This window comes from Gemmatimonadaceae bacterium, from assembly GCA_035606695.1.
Lineage (GTDB): Bacteria > Gemmatimonadota > Gemmatimonadetes > Gemmatimonadales > Gemmatimonadaceae > JAQBQB01.
Window position 1 is genome coordinate 1 of sequence record DATNEW010000045.1, and the last position, 19,413, is coordinate 19,413.

Annotated in this window: 15 protein-coding genes; 6 read left to right on the forward strand and 9 right to left on the reverse strand. The window is 64.3% G+C overall.

Features of this window, described 5'->3' with window-relative positions; genetic code table 11:
* The 4 genes from VN706_24245 to VN706_24260 all read left to right on the forward strand — a co-directional run.
* On the forward strand, window positions 1–364 hold a 364-nt coding region (locus VN706_24245; protein HXT18758.1), incomplete at its 5' end, for an FAD/NAD(P)-binding oxidoreductase.
* A gap of 288 nt (window positions 365–652) precedes the next feature.
* Window positions 653–1,042, forward strand: a complete 390-nt coding sequence (locus VN706_24250; protein ID HXT18759.1) for a BlaI/MecI/CopY family transcriptional regulator — start codon at window positions 653–655, stop codon at window positions 1,040–1,042.
* Between the two features lie 2 nt (window positions 1,043–1,044).
* Window positions 1,045–2,280, forward strand: a complete 1,236-nt coding sequence (locus VN706_24255) for a M56 family metallopeptidase (GenBank protein ID HXT18760.1) — start codon at window positions 1,045–1,047, stop codon at window positions 2,278–2,280.
* Between the two features lie 24 nt (window positions 2,281–2,304).
* Window positions 2,305–4,812 carry a DUF2723 domain-containing protein gene (locus tag VN706_24260; GenBank protein HXT18761.1) on the forward strand — a complete coding sequence of 836 codons (2,508 nt, stop codon included), beginning with the start codon at window positions 2,305–2,307 and terminating at the stop codon, window positions 4,810–4,812.
* A gap of 54 nt (window positions 4,813–4,866) precedes the next feature.
* Here the strand turns inward: VN706_24260 and VN706_24265 are convergent, their stop codons facing one another.
* Window positions 4,867–5,007: a hypothetical protein gene (locus VN706_24265; GenBank protein ID HXT18762.1), complete on the reverse strand. Its 141-nt coding sequence runs from the start codon at window positions 5,005–5,007 to the stop codon at window positions 4,867–4,869.
* A gap of 1,628 nt (window positions 5,008–6,635) precedes the next feature.
* Here VN706_24265 and VN706_24270 point away from each other — a divergent pair.
* Window positions 6,636–8,174, forward strand: a complete 1,539-nt coding sequence (locus VN706_24270) for a hypothetical protein (protein ID HXT18763.1) — start codon at window positions 6,636–6,638, stop codon at window positions 8,172–8,174.
* A gap of 196 nt (window positions 8,175–8,370) precedes the next feature.
* Window positions 8,371–8,733 carry a hypothetical protein gene (locus VN706_24275; protein HXT18764.1) on the forward strand — a complete coding sequence of 121 codons (363 nt, stop codon included), beginning with the start codon at window positions 8,371–8,373 and terminating at the stop codon, window positions 8,731–8,733.
* 502 nt (window positions 8,734–9,235) lie between these two features.
* Here the strand turns inward: VN706_24275 and VN706_24280 are convergent.
* From VN706_24280 to gvpJ, 8 genes are all read right to left on the reverse strand, one after another.
* Window positions 9,236–13,855, reverse strand: coding sequence for a DEAD/DEAH box helicase (locus VN706_24280; GenBank protein HXT18765.1), 4,620 nt, complete (start codon window positions 13,853–13,855; stop codon window positions 9,236–9,238).
* Between the two features lie 202 nt (window positions 13,856–14,057).
* Window positions 14,058–14,939, reverse strand: a complete 882-nt coding sequence (locus tag VN706_24285; protein ID HXT18766.1) for a YMGG-like glycine zipper-containing protein — start codon at window positions 14,937–14,939, stop codon at window positions 14,058–14,060.
* Between the two features lie 105 nt (window positions 14,940–15,044).
* Complete coding sequence (locus VN706_24290) at window positions 15,045–17,291, reverse strand: ATP-binding protein (protein HXT18767.1); 2,247 nt, start codon at window positions 17,289–17,291, stop codon at window positions 15,045–15,047.
* A 20-nt stretch (window positions 17,292–17,311) separates the two neighbouring features.
* Window positions 17,312–17,605, reverse strand: coding sequence for a gas vesicle structural protein GvpA (gene gvpA / locus VN706_24295; GenBank protein ID HXT18768.1), 294 nt, complete (start codon window positions 17,603–17,605; stop codon window positions 17,312–17,314).
* 61 nt (window positions 17,606–17,666) lie between these two features.
* Complete coding sequence (locus VN706_24300; protein ID HXT18769.1) at window positions 17,667–18,002, reverse strand: gas vesicle protein; 336 nt, start codon at window positions 18,000–18,002, stop codon at window positions 17,667–17,669.
* A gap of 52 nt (window positions 18,003–18,054) precedes the next feature.
* Complete coding sequence (locus VN706_24305) at window positions 18,055–18,414, reverse strand: gas vesicle protein K (protein HXT18770.1); 360 nt, start codon at window positions 18,412–18,414, stop codon at window positions 18,055–18,057.
* A 3-nt stretch (window positions 18,415–18,417) separates the two neighbouring features.
* Window positions 18,418–19,167 (reverse strand): GvpL/GvpF family gas vesicle protein, encoded by a 750-nt coding sequence (locus VN706_24310; GenBank protein ID HXT18771.1) that lies wholly within the window; start codon window positions 19,165–19,167, stop codon window positions 18,418–18,420.
* Window positions 19,164–19,391: a gas vesicle protein GvpJ gene (gene gvpJ, locus VN706_24315; protein ID HXT18772.1), complete on the reverse strand. Its 228-nt coding sequence runs from the start codon at window positions 19,389–19,391 to the stop codon at window positions 19,164–19,166. The genes VN706_24310 and gvpJ overlap by 4 nt, the downstream gene beginning before the upstream one ends.
* Between the last annotated feature and the right edge of the window lie 22 nt (window positions 19,392–19,413).

The following is a 19,413-nucleotide window of genomic DNA, read 5'->3' on the forward strand; positions in this document are numbered from 1 at the left end:
CGTGTACGCGGTCGGCGACATCGCACGGTGGCCGGACCCGCACACCGGCGAACGCATTCGCGTGGAGCATTGGGTGGTGGCGCAGCGGCAGGGACAAACGGCGGCGCGCAACGTTCTTGGCGCACGCGAGCGGTTCGATCATGTGCCCTTCTTCTGGAGCGCGCACTACGACGTGAGCATCAACTACATCGGCCACGCGGAAAAATGGGACAACGCGGCGGTCGACGGGGATGCGGCGAAGCACGACGTGTCGGTGCGCTTCGAGCGCGGCGGCAAGTTGTTGGCGCTGGCGACGCTGTTCCGGGACGACGAAAGTCTTCGTGAGGAGATCAAGATGGAGCGGAGCGTAGTGGCGAAACCGTGAAGCGACCACGGACGAACGTCGGACAAGAGCGGATCGGCACGGAGACGGCGTAACCTGCAGTCAACGGCGGTTAAATGAGCCTTTCTAGAAAGACCTCGAGAGGCTTCGCGACTCGTAGCATTCCGAAGATGTTCTTAAAAAGCTCCTCTCGACAGCCGTCAACCGCAGTTCACGCCGTCTCCGTGCCGATCCGCCGTTGTCCGACGTTCGTCCGTGGTCCTCTTGACGGATCGAAGGTGACAAAATATTATCATCTCAAGAGAAATTTTTATCACCTTCCATTCCCCCATGGCGCGCTCGACTCCGACCCAACTCAGCCGTCGCGAACGGCAAATCATGGACGTCGTCTACCGGCTCGGCCACGCGACGGCGACCGAGATTCACGACCATCTGCCCGATCCTCCGGTGGCCGCCGCCGTACGCACGATGCTCCGGATTCTCGAGGAAAAAGGGCAGCTGCGGCACGAGAAGGACGGAATGCGCCACGTCTATTATCCGGTTACGCCGCGCAGCGTCGCGCAGCGTTCGGCGATGCGTCATCTCGTCGGAACGTTCTTCAGTGGATCGCGCTCGGCGGCGATCGCCGCGCTGCTCGATGAATCCGATCGACCGCTGTCGGAAGACGAACGTGCCGAGTTGTCGCAGGTGATCAAGCGCCTGCGCGCGGACGGGAAATAAGAATGATCGCCGCCGCCATGCCCTTCGTGGCAGCCGCCGATAGCGCGCGCGCGGCGTCGACCATGTATACCGTGTCGCTGCTCGCCACGGTGCCGATGGTGCTCGCGGCGGGGGCCGCGCTCGCGCTTCGTCGCGCGAGTGCAGAAGGGCGCGTGCTGGTGTGGCGGTGCGCGATCGTGGCGCTGTTGCTCGTATTCGTCGGCCGCGCGTTGCCGCAGCACTGGATGGCGTCGGTGATGTCCTCGACGCTTGCGGCGCCCCTCATCGCGCTCGGCCGCGCGCAGATGGCGGCGATGCCGGCGACGCAAGCATCGACGAACGGTGGGGCGGCGAACGTGGCGATCGTAGAATTGGTGCTCGCCGCGTATGCCATTGGCGTCATGCTCGTGTTGCTGCCGACGATCGTCGCGCTGTGGCGCGCGCGCGAGCTGGCGCGCAGGGGTCGGATCGCTGACGGCGAATGGCAGCGCATTCTCGACGACGCGCGGGCGACCCTCGGCATCACGCGGCGGGTGCAACTCGTCGTCAGTGGCGTCGCGTCGGTTCCCGCGACGTGGGGCGTGATTCGGCCGGTCGTCGTCGTGCCGGAGTCGGCGAGCGAGTGGAGCGCCGAGCAGCGCCGCATGGTCGTGCTGCACGAGCTGGCGCACGTGCGCGCGAGCGACTGGACGTTCAAGCTGCTCGCGCGGCTCGTGTGCGCGCTGTACTGGTTTCATCCGGGCGCGTGGTGGCTGGCGCGCGGCTTCGACACCGAGTGCGAGCTGGCGTGCGACGATCGCGTGATCGCGTCCGGCGCGCGGCGCAGCGATTACGCCGAGTTGCTCGTCTCGGCGGCGGATGGGTTGCTGCCGATTGGCGCGGCGCTCGCGCTGTCGCGGCGGCGTGGATTGCGCGGCCGGCTCGCCTCAGTGCTCGACGTACGGCACGACGTGCGTCCGCTCGCCCGTCGATGGACGTTGGCAGCCGTGGTGGCGACGATCGCCGTTGCTGGTCCCGTGAGTGCCGTGCAGCTCGCCCCCACGCGCGATGTGTTGACGTCGCTCATGCGCGACGCGCGGTGGGAGACGCGCGCGTATGCGGTGATCGGCTTGGCGAGCCGCGCCGATTCCGTGGCGGTGGCGCGAACGGCCGCCGAGCGGGATCCAAGTCCCAGCGTACGCGCGTGGGCGCGCTATGCGCTGGGTGAGCGGAACATCGCAGGCGCCGCCGGCGTCGCGCTCGTTCCCATCCATCAGTAAAAACTCATAGCTTGGTATATCGTCATGATGCGTGTGTCGCAGAACAAGGAGATAAAAATTTATCTCACTGTCGGAACCGTGCTTGCGTTGGGCGCGGGATACGCCGACCTGATTCGTGGTGGCATCACGCTGTCGGCGCTCTTGCTCGCGATCGCCTACTGCGTGCTGATTCCGATGCTGATCTGGCACGACGGCGGACGAGGAGCGGAGCGTTCGCTCGAGCGCGATGCCGATGACGTGTCCGCGCACATCGGCGCAACGATCGCGGCGTTGGCCGTGTTCGTGTTGTACCTCGTGACGATGGCGCCGTCCACCGCGATGTGGGACACGAGTGAGTATATCACGGCCGCGTACACGTTCGGGCTGCCGCATCCGCCGGGCAATCCGTTCTTCGTCATCATCGGCCGCGTGTTCTCGTTGTTGCCCATTGCCGGTTCGGTGGCTGCGCGAGTCAACGTGCTCGCCGCGTTGTGCAGCGCGATCGCGGCGGGCGTGTGGTTCGTCGTCACCGAACAGGTGTTGCGCGCCTGGATCGCCGAACGGTGGGTGCGGCTCGCGGGCGGCGCGCTGGCGGCGCTGATCGGGGCGACGGCGTTCACCGTGTGGAATCAGTCGGTGGTGAATGAGAAGGTTTATACAGTGTCGCTTGCGGGGATTGCGCTGTTGTCGTGGCTCGCCGTGCGGTGGTCGGTGAATCCACATGGCGAGAAGGCCGATCGGATGCTCGTGCTCATCGCGTATCTGTGCGGGCTTGGGTATGCGAATCACATGGCCGGGATGCTGCCCGCGCCGGCGGTGGCCGTCGCGGTGCTGGTGCGCCGTCCATCGACGATCCTGCGCTGGCGCTTGCTGCTCGTTTGCCTTGTCGCGGTGTTTGTTGGACTCACACCGTTCGCCACGCAGCCGATTCGCGCCGCGCACTTCCCCTCATTGAACGAAGGCGAGCCAACCGCGTGCCGCACGACGATCGGCTTGTCGTGCACGCTGTCGAGCGGCACGTTGACGGCGTTCGAGTACAACTTCAATCGCGGTCAGTATGGAAAGCCGGATTTGAGCGACCGGCAAGCGTCCTTCGGCCAGCAGCTGGGCATGTGGTGGATGTATTTCAAGTGGCAGTGGATTCGCGATCCGCAAGGCGCGCTTCCGTTCACGCAAGCACTGTTCGCCGCGATCTTCTTCGTTCTCGGCCTCTCGGGCGCGTGGACGCATTATCGGCGAGACCGGCGAACGTTCTGGTTCTTCGGATCGCTGATGTTCACGATGACGCTGCTGCTCATCTACTATCTCAACTTCAAGCTCGGCGCGTCGCAGGATCCGCAATCGGCGGAGGCGCACGAGGTCCGCGATCGCGACTACTTCTTCCTCTGGAGTTTTTCCGCCTGGGGTGTGTGGGCGTCGCTCGGACTCGTGCAATTGTGGCTGACGATCGCCGAGATGATCGGCAGCGAGCGGCGGCGCATCGACGGACAGATGGCGACGACGCCGACGCGAACGGGGTGGCTCGCATCATCGCCATTGCTGTTGCTGGCGTTGGTGCCGTCAATCGCGAATGCGTCGTCGGCGCCGCGGTCGAAGCATCACACGACGCGCAACATCGCCGCGGATTTGCTCAACTCCGTGGAGCCCTACGGCGTGCTCGTCACCGTCGGTGACAACGACACCTTTCCGCTCTGGTACGCGCAGGAAGTCGAGGGTATTCGCCGCGACGTCGTCGTCGCGTGCACCTCGTTGCTCAACACGGATTGGTACGTGCGCCAGCTCATTCGGCGCCCGATCTACGACTACAACGCGGCGAAAGGCCCGGCGGTGTATCGTGGCACTCAGTGGCGCAAGCCGACGACCCCACCGCTGCACATGTCGCTCGCCGAAGCCGACGCGGTTCCGGCGTACTACGAATTGCAGGGACCCGCGCGGTTCGACGCCGGCCCGCTTCACGCCGTGATCGATCCGCGAAATCTCGAGCGTGGAGTGCTCGAACGCGCGGACGTGATCGTGCTCGACATGATTCGCGACGCGTGGCCGGGAGGACCGATCTACTTCGCGCGCTCGGCTGGTCCATATCCGCGCGCCTTGGGGCTGGGCAACAACATTCTCACGCAGGGCCTCGCGTGGAAATTGTTCACGCCGCCGGCGACCGCGTCGCGCGACACGATTCCCGTCGAAGGCGACGGCTGGATGGATGTTTCGCGATCGTTGACGCTGTGGAACGACGTCTTCACGGGCCACAAGTCCACTGTCGCCGAAGGCCACTGGGTCGATCGTCCGTCGGCGAGCATGCCGCTGCTCTATGTGTTCACCGGGGCCGAGCTGGCGGACGCGCTGCGGGTCGAAGGACGGACGAGCGACGCGCGCGAGGTGGCGGCGTTGACGAACGATGTCGCGACGACGGCGGGATTCGGCGACATCGTGCGTGGGTTGCAGCAGGAGTTGTCGCGACCGGCAGGCGCTGATTCGAGTAGTGCGGCGCTTCGACCGGCGGCAAACCTGCCCAAGACGCAGAGTACGGAGCCGGTGGTGCGGCGGAAAAAATAATGTCATCCTGAGCGAAGCGAAGGATCTCATCGAATCTCGGTTACCTTGGATCGTTCAGGTGCAGGTGAATGAAAAGGCGGGATTCGCGTTCGCGACGGCGTCGCGCTCGATCATGCGCCAGGATCCCGACGTGATGCTCGTCGGCGAGATTCGCGACCGCGAGACGGCGGAGATCGCGGTCCAGGCGTCGCTCACGGCACCTCGTGCTGTCGACGCTCCACACCAACGACGCGCCGAGCGCGGTGACGCGGCTCATCAACATTGGCGTGGCGAGCTACAAGATCGCGACGGCCGTGACAGGCGTCGTCGCGGACGGCTCGTTCGGCGCACGTGCTCGGTCTGCGCGGGGCGTGAAGGCGAGCGCTGCGGGTTATGCGCAGGGACTGGGTTCTATGGCCGTCTCGCGCTCCTTGAGGTGCTGATCACGAATGCCGCATTTGAGCATTGTGTCACCGAGGGAGGTCGACGGAGCGCATCGCTAATATCGCGCGAGCCGATGGGCACGTTCGCTCTGACAGTCCGGGGAGTCGCACGCGATGGCAGCCCGCTCCACTCTCGACGAGGTCATGCGCGTCGCGGCTCCGGACAGCGCCGCCAAGGTGTTACCAGCCCTCCGGGATCAACATTCGGTTACGCTGCCGAAGTTTGAGCTGCAAGACGACCTGGTCGTCGTCCTCGCGCAGTTGTCGAATCGGCGTAGCGGTCCGGTTTGACACATCGAAGTCGGCATGATCGATCTGTTCGAGACATCCCGATACTCTGATGCGCGTTAGTTACGCAAAAACCATCACTGATTACTGCGGTCGGTGGAAATTGCAGAGCACGCCGGTGGTATTTCGGGTAGATGGCGCGTCCGACGAAGTTTCTGGGCAGCACTCTTGAGGTCGGTTCTCGATCGCGCCGCATCAGGCAACTAACTACGCGGTCGGAGCGGCCCCTCACTCACCTACTAGCGAAGCCACCATCATGATCGTGCGGCGCAGCCAGTACGCCAAGCAGAAGACAGTGCGCACAGCGCCAGCGGCGGACGATTGATCACATTTCTCCAAACTGCGTCCACGTCGAACTCGTCGATGATCACACTCTATCGCAGAAGAGAACGTGAAATTTCGTTAATAACGGACTTGTGGATTCTGGCGCTCGTCTCTACACTCCGCCGCGCTCGTCCCGCGAACTTTGCAGCTGTTCCACGTGGCGAGGTGGTCATCTGAGTCGTCTAATAACTGCGGAGCCGTGGACGACGATGCTGTCGTCGGGTTGGTGCATTCGCTCCCTTCGGAAGCGCGAGTGTTCGCAACGACTGTCTTGGATGCTCCTTCCACAGTCGGTCATTCCATACACGTAGGCCATCGAATGCACCTGTTCCGCCGCAACCCTGCGTTGCGGGGGGAGCTTGCGTCGTGCTTAAGAGGGCCTGTCATCGTGACGTGGCACGAGCCAACTGATGTGAATGGAGCATCATCGTCGGTCGCTTCTGAAGCATCTTTCGGGTTCGACATTTCGGTATCGCCTGATCAGACGATGCGACGAACACCGCCGCCGATCCGTGATACTGACCTGAGTGAATCAGTTCGAGTAGTCCCTTGTCTCCACCACATTCCCTTGGGAGGATTGTCAATTGAAGTTGTCGTCTCAGTCCGAGCAGATCCGTACACGCAAAGGCGTACTTTCCTTACCAACTATCGCCGCGCTCATGCTGGCGGCCGGCTGTAATCAACGCGACTTGGCGATAACCGCGCCTGCGCGCCAGATCTCACAACACGCTAGCCACACCGTTACTCCGACGGCTTCACGGGCACGAAGAGGAATCGCCGTTCGCTGAATTGGCGAAGACCATCCCGAGTTCCGCTGGCTTCGTCTACAATGCTGCCGGAGAGATCGAAGTCTTCGTGCGTGATTCCATGGAGAGGGGGAATGCAGCCTCGGCTCTGACGAGTCTCGCTTCTTCGAAGCGAATCCACTTACGCGCCGATCACCACCAGCACACTCCTCATATCATCGTCAAGCCGGCGGACTTCACTTTTCAGGAACTCGCGGCGTGGCGCGATGCAGTTGGTGACTATGTCGACAGCACCGCAGGCATCGGCGTCGTGTCGCTTGACCTCGACGAAGGGAGAAACCGTCTCACGCTTGGCGTGAGGGCGTCTGCCAACCGCCAGCAACTCTTGTCGGCGTTCGTCGCGCTCGGCGTAGATTCGAAGGCTATAAATTTCGAGCCTGCAACTGGATTCAAGAACCTGAGTAGTCTCCCGACACCGCTCGACGCTCTCAGTCGTTCGCCGATGGCTGCCATGTTCACGTCCTTGTCGATCCAGGACAACGCCCCGCAGCTCATCGGGGGATTGGAAATTGGTATCGACAATCCCAACTTTCCTCGTCGAGCGCAGTGCACGTTGGGTTTTGCCGCTCAGGAAAACCAAAACGGTGCTTCGACGCTAGGATTTCTCACGGCGTCGCACTGCACGCAGAATCTCTTTGCCCATGACGGCAATGCGTTCTATCAATCGTATTCCGGTGCGTACGTCGGAAGCGAAAAGGACGACCCGCAAGGATACCGGTGCGGCATCTACATCTGTAACGTGGCTGATGCCACGTTCATTCAGGCTTCCGCTCCCCAAAATGTCGGCCTCGGCCTGATCGCGAAGGCGACGAGCTACCCTGGAACGTTTACCTACGACCCGAGCAATCTTTGGGTCGTAACTCAAGTGGAGCACAACGACTTGTATGTGAACGAACAGGTTCAATGGGTTGGCTCAACGTCCGGCTTCCAGCTCGCTGTTATTTCAAACACGTGCGTCGACTTCTGGCACGACTATGACTTCCCGAGTGCCAGTGAATACAAGACGACGTGCGAGGACGAGACGACCGGATCGAACGCGCAGGGCGGCGATAGCGGTGGGACGGTGTATGTCGTGCTCGGCGACGGAAATGAGGTCGAGGCCGCAGGCATGATCAGTGGCGACTATTTGAATACGCAAAACCTCATCTGCTTCACGCGCGTTACGCGCATTCAGGCCGACTTTAACACCGAAAACGGCCAGATCCTGTTCTATCCGGTTGCCACAGGGCCGACGCTCACGCTCAACGACAACGGCCTTACCGATGGGAACGGACACCCGTCGCTTACCTGGAACGCGTACCCCGGCGCTTTGAACTACGACGTTTACAGCACGACGATCGACGCAAGCTGCAATCAGACGAGTGGACCGTCCCTCATTTACTCGACGACGGCAACGTCGTATGTCGACATGAGCGTCGTGTCGAGCGGGTTCACGTTGTGTCCAGCGGTCGGGTATTACGTAACGGTGACGACCAGCAACTCGTTCCAACAAAGCAATACCGCGTCGTACGGCACGCAATGACAAGCCGGACGTAGCTGGGCACGCATCACCAGGAAGCGGGCAGCAGCGTAAGCAGAACCGCGCGTGCGCTGCTGACCCGCCATCGATTGATGGATCACAATATGCAACGAGCTGGTCATTCGATGACCTGCGGCGACGCGGAGTCAGAATCAGTACCAGCACGTTGGGTCGGAACAGTCAGAAGGTAGGGAGAGATATGCAACGCCCGATTTTTTCGCGTGGTATCAGTATCGCCGCAGCCATCTTGATCGGTATCGCCACGCTTGACAGTATGGGTTGCCGCACGGGCTGCGACGCCATCCTTATCCGAGATTTTTCGCCAGTCGATACGACGATTCGCGTCGGACAGAGTTTTCGACCGACGGTCCACCTCTCGACGTGTGGTGGAACGGAAACGATAAACGAGGCGCTGCGCTATGCCGTTGATGACGCGACGGTCGTTCAGGTCGACTCGCTGTCGGGTACCATGACGGGCAAAAGCGTCGGACATACGGTCGCCACCGTCGCCGCCGCTTCCAACGGGAGCGTCGTTGCTCAGATTCGGATAACCGTTCAGTAGTCGACGATGCACTGAACGACTGAGCCTCTTCGCGCCGGGTCAATCGTACTGCGACGAATTGTCAGCGCCCGTCGGCGGTAAGTTCATGGCAGCTGCTTCGCTTGCGCGAGCGCGGGCCGCGAACGACTTCTAGAGCCGCGCTCGACAAGCCGACCGAGCCCGTCGGCGCACCTTACCGGGGTCATATCCAAGGTATGAGACGATGCTCGGCAACATTCCAGCGATGGGCGTTTTCTCGTCGCGCTCCCATCGGCGAAGGGTGATGTGCTCCACTCTGCGCTTCCGGGCGGCATCGGTCCGGTTGAGTCCCAACTCCTCCCGGAGGCGAATGAGCGCTTGGCCAAGGGTCAGGTTCTGGGAGAGATAGCCCTTTCTAGGATACGGCCCAGTCAGGGTCCACCTGCAAATTGGCAAAGTACGGTATCCGCTCCCTGACATCGGGATCATCCGACCGGATGAGATCCTTTTGCGCCTTCGGCGCTCAGGATGACGAAGCTGTGACTCACGACGACAGCGTTCTATAATAGCGCAGACCTATCGTCCCGCGCCTGAACCCGGCCTCGAGGAACGCTTCCCGCCACGCCGATCCCGACGCCGGCGCGCCATCGATCGATTCGACGACGAGATCCTTCGTCGTCCGCGCCAGCAGATGTTCGCGCAGCGCCTGCGCTGCGCGCGTCACATCCTCGGCCGTGGTGCCCGGCCGAACCACGACACGCTCGCCGCGGCGCTCGGCCATCATCACGACGGATCCGTTCACGGCGACGAGCAGCGCGCCGCGGCTGCGCGGCCGCACGAACGCGTCGCGCGCCGGATCCTGGGGCATCGGCAGCGTGAAGACGTTCGCGGGATCTGACGCAGTGAAGACGACCGCGCTCTGCGGCGACGATGTGTTCTCGGCGCGCAACATCTCGACGGCTTCGGGCAGCGCGAACTGCGCGCCCGACAGTCCGCGCACGAAATATCCGCGGCGCACTTCACCGCGAAACTCGAATCGCTTGAGCTCGCGATAAATGGCGCGCCACCCGATCGCGGGCCGCTCGCGGCGCCACATCTCGCGCGAGACGATGCCATACCGCTCGATCCATTGTCGCGCGATCATCTCCGCCCACGCGCTCTCGTCGACCTCCGGACCCAGCATTCGCGGTGTACGCACGAGCGACCAGCGGCCCGGCCACGGCGTCGCTTCGTTCACCCCATCGCGGTCAGGGCGCTTCCACTTTGGCAAGCGGCGCAGATTCGGGCGGCGTTGAACGACATACCGATTGGCCGAGGGAGTGAAGTCGCTCGGCAGCCACCGTGTCGGGTCGGGTTGCGCGCGGTCGCGCGGCGAGATGAGCGGCCGCCAGCGAACGATGGCGCGCAATGAATCCATCGTGTCGTTGGTGACGAGTCCGGCGCCGACGAGCTCGCGCAGTGCATCGCGCAGCTGGCGCGACGTGAGCGATGCCGACGTGACGATCTCGTCGAAGAACGACGCGCCGTCGGATTCCAGCGACGTCAATACTTTCTGCGCGTGCTCGCTGATGGGAGTCGTCGACGATGTCGCCAACCACGCGCGCACGCTGCCGCGACGCACGAAGCGAACGGTCGAAAGATTGCCGGGCTCGTCGACTTTGCCCGGCGTGCCGCCCAGCCAGACCATTTCGCCGGATGCGATGAGGCGAGACAGGGCGTCGGGGTCGTATGCATCGACACGCACCGGGAAGAATTCGCGTTCCCACTGATCCGCGGGCCGCGCGAGACCGTACATCTGTCGCGCGACGCGAATGGTGCCGTCGTCTTCAGTGAACCGCGTGTCCGGCGTGAGATGCTGCCACTGCAGCATGAAGCGCGAGAAGCGGTCGAGATCGACGGCTTCGATTTGTTTTCGCGCCTGCGCGAGCTCGCGGCGGCGTGCTTGCTCGAGCAATCGCCGCGAGACCCAGCTTGGCGTTGCGCTGTCGCGTCCGAATACCCCGCGCAGGAGCTTGCCGGTGCGCGTCCAATCGTCGAGGCGTTCCTGGACCCACTCGCGATCGAAGTCGTAGCGCGACAGCACGTCGTCGATCGAGACCACGCCGGCGAGGGAAATGAATCGCACGAGAACTTCGCGGCGCGCGGCGGTCTCCGTCATCGCCGGCCGGCGGAGAGATTCAGGTACGACGTCAGCGATCGGCTGCGCTTCGAACGATGCACCGATGTATGCTGTCGCGAACGGCTCGGCCCCGAAGGCGGCGATGTAGCGCGGCAGGTTCTCGGTGAGGATGATGCGACGTTCCACGGCGTCCCGCGCATTCGGAATGTCGATCGCGATCGCGCGATGCCGATCGAGAAGCTCGTGCCACGGGTCGCCGCGACGTCCCTCTTCTGCCGGCGCGATGCGTTCGCGAAGCTGTTCGGACGAGAGATCTCCGGCGCGGTCGAGCAGCGCGGCCAGCTCGTCGGCGGTTCGGGCGCGCGAGCTCGGTGCGGTGCCGCGGCGGCGCGAGAGCATTTCTTCGAGCATCGCCAGCGTCGATTCATCGGCGCCCTCGGCGCCCATCAACTCGTCGAGGAGCGCGCGGTCGAGCGACAACAACGCGGCGCGCTGTTCGGCGCGCGGTGCGTCGTCCGCGTACATCCAGTCCATGACGAAGCCGAATTGGAGCGATGCCGCGAACGGCGATGGCACTTCGGTTTCGACCGAGCGAACGGCGATGTCGCCGACGGCGATCCGATCGAGGAGACGTGCGAGTGCCGGCATGTCGAACGCATCCTGCAGCACGTCGCGATACGTCTCGACGAGAATCGGAAACGATGGGAATTCCTGAACGGCCTGCAGCAGGTCGAGCGCCTTGAGACGCTGCAGCCACAGCGGCATTCGGCGGCGCGCGTTCCCTCGCGGCAAGAGAAGGGCGCGCGCGGCATTCATGCGGAAGCGCGCGCCGAACAGTGACGATGATCCGACTTCCTCGAGCACGCGGCGTTCGGCGTCGGACGCGGGCATCTCCCGTAGTACGGTCAGGGGAAGCCATTCGCGAAGGTTCGGCAGGCGGAGCATGAGGCCGTCGTCGGTGGTCTGCACCTGCAGCTCGAAGAGCGGTCCGTTGCGGGCGGCACGCCCTTGGTCGGCCAACCACTCGCGCACGCGATTCGCCAGCGCCATTCCCCATGGCGCGTTGACGCGACCGCCGAACGGCGCGTGAATCACCACGCGCACCGCGTCCATCTCATCGCGGAACTGCTCGATGACGAGCGTATTCTCGTCGGGCACCGCGCCCGTTGCCGCGCGCTGTTGATGCACATATTCGACGAGCGAGCCCGTCGTCGCCTCGTCGGCGTGGTATTGCGCGGCGAGCAACGCGAGTTGCTCGCCGGTGCGCACGGCGTCGAGCTCGCGGCGTAATTCTCCGACGCGCGCGGCGAGATGTGCCGAGCGCGCCGCATATTCGCCGTGCCAGAAGGGCATGCGTGCGGGCGCGCCCGGCGCGGGGGTCACGATGACTCGATCGTGCTCGATCGCGTTGACGCGCCACGTCGACGAGCCCAGTTGAAACACGTCGCCGACGCGCGTCTCGTGCACGAACTCTTCATCGAGCTCGCCGAGCCGCGTACGGTCGGGGAGGTTGACGGTGTAGAGACCGCGATCGGGAATGGTGCCGCCCGAGATCACGGCGACCATTCGCGCGCTACGCGTCGCGGTGAGCGTGTCCGTCACGCGATCCCAGCTCAAGCGCGCGTCGAGCTCGGCGGCGACGTCCGACGGATACTTGCCGGACAACATCGACAACACTTCGTCGAACGCGCCGCGCGTGAGTGAGTGATACGGGTATGACTGCCGCACGAGGTCAAACAGCGCGGCGCTCGTCCAGTCGTCGTCGATCGCGACGATTGCCACGATGACCTGCGCGAGTACATCGAGCGAATTCTGCACCACGCGCGTCGGCTCGACGTCGCCGTCGCCCATGGCGCGAATGATCGCGAGCATTTCCATGGCGTCGTCGCGAAACGTCGGGACGAAGACGCCGCGACTCACCGCATCGAGCGAATGCCCCGCGCGGCCGACGCGCTGTAAGCCGTTCGCCACGCGCTTTGGAGATTGCAGCTGGATGACGACGTCCACCGAGCCGATGTCGATGCCCAACTCGAGCGAGCTCGTGCTCACCAACGCGCGCAGCTTGCCGGCCTTTAGAGATTGCTCGAGCGCCAACCGTCGCTCGCGCGACAGGGAGCCGTGGTAGGGCAGCGCCAGCTCCTCGCCCGCCAACGCATTGATGCGAGCCGCCATCTTTTCGGCCTGCGCGCGATTGTTCACGAATACGATCGTCGTGCGCGCTTCCCGCATACGGTGCAGCACCAGCGGCGTAACGGAAGTCCAGATCGTTCCGCCGACGTGCGCGAGATCGTCGACGGGCGATTGCACGGACAATTCGAGTTGCTTGACGAGACCGCAGTCGACGATGGTGCAGTCGCGCGATTCACCGCTCGTTTGGCCGGCCAGGAACTTCGCGATTTCGTCGAGCGGCTTCTGGGTCGCCGAAAGGCCGATGCGTTGCGGCGGCTGCTCGGTCAATCGCTCGAGGCGCTCGAGCGTGAGCGCCAGGTGCGCGCCGCGCTTGGTGCCGGCCATCGCGTGGATTTCGTCGACGATCACGGCGCGCACGCCGCTGAACATCCCGCGTCCGCGCGTGCTGGTGAGCATGATGTGCAGCGACTCGGGCGTCGTGATGAGGATGTGCGGCGACTTGCGAATCATGCGTGCGCGCGCCGATGCCGGCGTATCGCCGGTCCGCACCGCCACGCGAATCTCTGGAAACGGTTTGCCCGCCGCGGCGAAGCGCGCGCGCAGTTGTTCGAGCGGACCTTCGAGATTGCGCTGGATGTCGTTGTTCAGCGCCTTGAGCGGCGAGATGTACAGGATGTGCACCGCGTTCGCGAGCGGCTTTCGCGCGCCTTCGGTGATGAGCTGGTTCAGCTCCCAGAGAAATGCGGTGAGTGTTTTTCCGGTGCCCGTGGGCGCAAGGATGAGTGTGTGCGCGCCGCTGGCGATCGCCGGCCATCCTTCGCGCTGCGGCGGACTCGGCGCGCCCAGCGTTTCACGAAACCACGTGCGCACGAGCGGATGAAATGGTTTCAGCGCGGGCGGAATGCGCGGCGGCATGTCGTAGAGTAGTTGCGCGCGTGACGAATGTCAGCGATGCGGCCGTTCAGACGCCGGGCGCTCCGGGTCGGGGATGTCTTCCGGCGAGCGAGTGCAATAGTGCCGACACCGCCGTCAGGCACATTGGACTCGCTCCGCGGCGCCCACTGGGCCGCCGCGCGGCCGCGGTACCCTCTCGACGCGGAGAGACCTGGCGACGCCGTCAGCTAATGACGATCGGCTGATTGAGCGTAATGCGAAGCTGCGAGCCGGCGGGTAAGCACGCCTCCCACTTCTCGCCGGTCTTGGCGACCGCCGCGCCCGCCGCGGCACCGGCCGCAGCACCGATCACCGTGCCTTTGGTGTTATGTCCGATCATCTGGCCGAGGATCGCGCCCGCGATCGCGCCGCCGATCACCTTTTTCTTGTCGGCGTTCGGATCCGCGCCTTGAACCTTCTGCTTCTGAAGCGACGCGTCCGTCGTCACATCGGCCGCGGCCGGATAATCCTTGCCGTTGATCTCGACGGCGCGCACGCGAAACGTGAGTTGCGCGGCATCACCGTTCGGACCATTCGACGCCGAGGCGACTTCGAGCACCACCGCGGAGCCCGCGGGGATCGTCGCGCCATTCGAGCCGGTGATCGGACTGTTCACCGTCGCCACGAGCTTGTCGCCCGGCAGATTCGAGCCGCTGCACACCTTCGATCCGCTCGTGACGCCAATGCCGGTGCCGCTGCCGATTGTGGCGGGCGCAGGCGCGGAAGCTGGAGCAACTGGAGCGGGTGCAGCCGCCACGGTAACCGGCGCGGGCTGAGGGGCGGGCGTGGTCGTCACCGGTCGCGGAGCTTTCACGACCGGTTTGTTGGACGTCTTCGCGCGAACAGGCGCGGGCGGCTCCTGCTTCGCACGCGCAGCCGGCGTTGGCGCGGGTGCAACGGCGGTATCCTGAAACGTCGGCTGCTGCACGGGCTGAGCACCCGCGAGCGCCAGGTCGCGGGTGAGATCGGAGTCGGCGGCAACACGCGACTTCATCTTGTCCGAGCAAGCAGCCGCGGCCGTGAGTCCCAGCGCGAATACGCCGCGCAGCAGGCAGGAGCGGGTCATCGAATCGTTCTCCGAAGTTTCCGAAAGTCGGGCACTGATAGGACGAGCGATATACCCCCGACGAGCGCGCGGGTTCGGCGGGTACTGCCAGGAATCCTAGTCTTGCTAATGCTGCTGGGAGGACACCCCGACGGTGTTGTACTCTGACGCATTGCCCGCCGGCGCCCGAACGGGGAGGAAGACGGAGAACGTGCTCCCCTCACCGTACGTGCTCTGCACGGTCACGGAGCCGCCAAGTCGCTCGAGCAGCTTGCGCGTGATGCTGAGACCGAGCCCGGTTCCGCCGAACTCGCGCGTGCGCGACTGGTCGACCTGACGGAAATCCTCCCAGATCGCTTGCAGATCGGATTGGCGAATTCCAATGCCGGTGTCCGTCACGTCGATGCGGACGCCGCCGGGCGCGCAGCGCGCCTCGATCGACACGCGTCCCTTGTTCGTGAACTTGACGGCATTCGATAGCAGGTTCAGCAAGACCTGTTTGATCTTCGTGCGATCGGAATAAATCGCCGGACAATCCGCCGCCACGTCCATCGAGAAGTCGAGCTGCTTCTTGCGCACCATCGGCTCGACTTGCTGGCTGACCTCCAACGTCACTTCGCGCAGCGGAACGTCCTCGAGATGCAGCGGCATCTTGCCGGCTTCGATCTTCGCCAGGTCGAGGATGTCGTTGATCAGCGCCAACAAGTGTTCGGCGGCGAGACGCCCGCGACTCAATGCGTCGCGCTGCTTCGTGTTCAGATCGCCGAGCACTCCGTCGAGCAGCAGCGCCGAGTAGCCGATCAGCGCGTTGATCGGCGTGCGCAGCTCGTGCGACATGCTCGCCAGGAATTCCGACTTGAGCTTGTTCGCGCGCTCGACTTCCTGCGACTGCCACTGCAGCCGTGCGTTTTGTTCCGCGAGATCGGCGGTCGCCTCTCTGACGCGCTCCTCGAGCTCGCTGTTGAGTCGCTTGAGCGCCTCGTACAGCCGCTCGTTCTCGACCTGCTTCGTGAGATCGTGCAGCACCGAGACGATCGCGATTGGTTCGCCGCGCTCGTTGCGCACCTTGCCCGACACGACTTCGACCGGCAGATCCATCCCGCTGCGCGGATGCACGAGCGACATGCGTTCGCGACGCGCCGCATCATCGAGCAGCGCGAACTCGGAGATGAACGACGTGAACTTCGTGTCGTTGCCGCGCACCGCGGCGATCTCGCGCCGCGTGCGCGTCTCCGACTCCGCGATCTGAAAAAGCTGCTCGGCCTGGTCGTTCATCAGGATGATGTTCGACCGTTCGTCGGTCACGAGAATCGGGTCAGCGACGTTCTCGAGGACCAGGTTCAGTCGATCGCGCTCGCCGCGCACCCCGATCTCCGCCTGGCGAACGCGTTGCACTTGCCGCTCGAGCTCATTCGCGGCGCGGCGAAGATCGGTGACGTCGCGCAGCACGGAGAGCACCGCGTCTTCGGGGCCGACGCGTTCGCCCAGTGGATGCGTCAGTACCTCGAAGAGCAGATCGTGACCTTCGTCCGGATCGACGAGATTCAGCTCGCGGGGCCCGGACTGCAGCCCGCTCGTCATCGCCGCCTTCGACAGGAACGACGTGAAGAGCAGGTTGTTCAATTCGATCGCGCGGCGGCGGCCGGCCGAGTCGTCGTCGCGCACGTGCAGCAGCCGCTCGGCGCGTTGATTCTGCGCGATGATGTCGTTCGCGGCGTTCGTGATGACGACCGGGTCGGGTAGTGAATCGACCATCAGCGTGAGCCGCTCGCGCTGCTGCGTCAGCCCCGCTGTGGCTTCGCGCGCATCCTCGAGCGTCGCAAGGCGCGCCAGCACCGGGCTCGCCAGCGTGAGCAACTCGAGTGTCTCGGCCACGCTTTCGTCGGTGAGCAACGCTTCGATCAGGAGCACGCCCGAAGGCGACGACGTGATGCGCCGCTCGGCGTATGGCAGCACGGTGATGGCCGCCGACTCGATGAGCTCGCGCCCGCGCTGCACGGACATCATCTCGGGCGCGCCGCGGAAGCGCGGCTGCGACAGCGGCAGCGCGTACCACGACCGCATGTCGGCGAACGCGCGCGGGCCGATGTTGCCGGTGCCGTGAATCGGCACGAGGGCGAGCGTGCTGACGATGAGAGGGCTTGAAAAATCGCCCGCCGGCACGCTGAGCGTCGAGGGGTCGCCATCGAAGCCGCCCGAGGCGACGACCGCCAGTTCCTCCTGCGAGGAATCGAGGCGCAACATGCACGCGCGAGTAGCGCCCGTCAGCTCCAGGACTTGTGCGAGCAGGAACGCCGCTGCCGCCGGGAAGTCCGGCGCCTCCGCGAGCGCGGACAGGAGACCCGCGACAGCGCGGTCTCCGAGCACTGCCATCCTACACCGGTCCCAGCTCGCTACCCACGCTGCTCGAGCTGGCGCCGAAGTTCGGCGTTCTCGCGCTGCATGCGCTCGAGCTCGTCTCCGGCGCCGACCTCACGCGGCCGCGAGACCGGGGCCGTGATGCCCACGGCTTCCGAGTACTTGAGGTATGTGTCGATCGACGCGACCACGACGCGCGCTTCGACCGTGACCAGGTCAATGCCGACGAGTGAAACGCGAACCCACGCATCGATCACGATACCCTTGTCGAGGACGCGATCGAGTACGTCGATGAGGGAACTGCCACTGGGCGTGCGTTCGACAGCCATGTTCTTCCGTCCTTGGGGCTAAGGGACCACCGGCCAGGAGTGGGCCAGTTGTGGATTCGCGCTACGACTTCCGAGGCGATTTGGCGGCGGATGTCGGCGCCGCCAGTCGCGTGAGAGCCTCTTCGATGCGCGCCAGGCGCGCTTCCACATCCGACGTATTGGCCAGCGTCGTGTTCGCGCCCGCCATCGTCAGCCGTGGGTCGTTACGCCACCAATTCAGGCCGATTTGCTCGGCCTTGTCGATGGAGCAGACGAGCAGCCTGACCTGAATGGTCAGCAACTCGACGTTCGCCAAATTGATCTTGATGTCGCCGGCGATCACGAGGCCCTTGTCGAGCACTCGGTCGAGAATGTCGACCAGGCCATGCGTTCGCGTCGGATTTACAAACTCAGGCAATCATTGCTCCAGTCGAGTCCACCGTGCACCTACCGTTCTGGCTACCGCTTCGCTACCGCAGCCGACCCAGGGGACCAAGGTCGATGTTCAGGTCCTCGTTAGTCAGCCCGAAGACCGTCTTCAGCTCGTCCATGCGCTGGTTCAGCTTGAGCAGCGCCAGACCCAGTCGTTCGATTTCCGCGTCCGACAGGGTGCCGCCGTCCATGCGGCGAATGGCTTGATGCTCCAATACCTCGCGTAGCAGTTCTATCACCGTCAGTACGAGTCGCGCAAGACCTTGTTCGACGTGTTCCGGGTCGGCGTTGATGCGGTCGGGAAGGGCGTTCGCGATCGCGCGAAGCGCGGCTTCGGCTGGGTCCGTCTGTGAGCTCGCGATCTCGCCACCGCTGTTCGTTTCGTCTTCGGAAGTCACGGTTCAGTCCGCCAGTTTTATGCCGTGATGTCCGTCGCCCGACGATCCCAGTGCGCAGAAACTGTATGGCGCGCGCGGGCCCACGACGAGAAAGCGGAAATCCGCCCCGCCTTTCACCGCGGAGAGCGCTTCGCGATACGGCTCGATGAATTCCTTCGCGATGAGATGCGACATCGTGCGCAGCGGCATCCGCGTCAGCTGCTCGTGCACCGTGGAACGACGCACCATGCGCTGCACCGCAGCCGTCAACCGTTGAGTCAGCGCGTCGAGTGCCTGACGAACGGCGCCAGTCCCGGCCTCGCGCGCGACGAGTGCCTCGAGATATCGCCGGCCACTGCCCGGAGACTCCGCGAGCATTTCCGGAATGACCGGCTGCAGATCGCGCATCATGCGTTTGGTCGACGGTGTCAGGATCAACGTCATCTCGACCGAGCCTTGCACGGTCTCCAACATCGCGTCGACACTGGCCGCGACGCGTTCCAGCGCGTCGCGAGCCGCGACGTCGTCGGTGAAACGCTGTCCGTATCGCACGGGCGCCGGGGTCGTTCCCGTCTCGAGCGCCGCCTGCACCACGGCGTCATGCGCGCGAATACCGTCGACCGACGGCGCGGCCCCAGTGGGGAGATCGCTGATCCACGCAACGATGGTTCCCGCCGCGAGCGCGCGCACCGGCGCATCATCCACTCCAACCAGCCCTGGCGGCATCGGCGCGCGCGCTGCTGCAGGCAACACGCAGTAGATGTGCGTGCTCATTCGCGGCCGCCCGAGATGAGCTTGTCCGTGGTTTGCGCAATGCCGCGCCGCAACGACGATTCGACCGACGTCAGCAGCACGCGAAGATCCAGCACGAGCAGATCGATATCGGCGACCGAGATCGTCACGCTGCCGCTGATCACGACGCCCTTGTCGAGCACGTGATTCAACAAGTCGCCGAGGACGAGCTCCTCGTCGTCGATTTCGTCGTCGTCAGGCATCATCGGGCGTCATCGGGCGTCATCG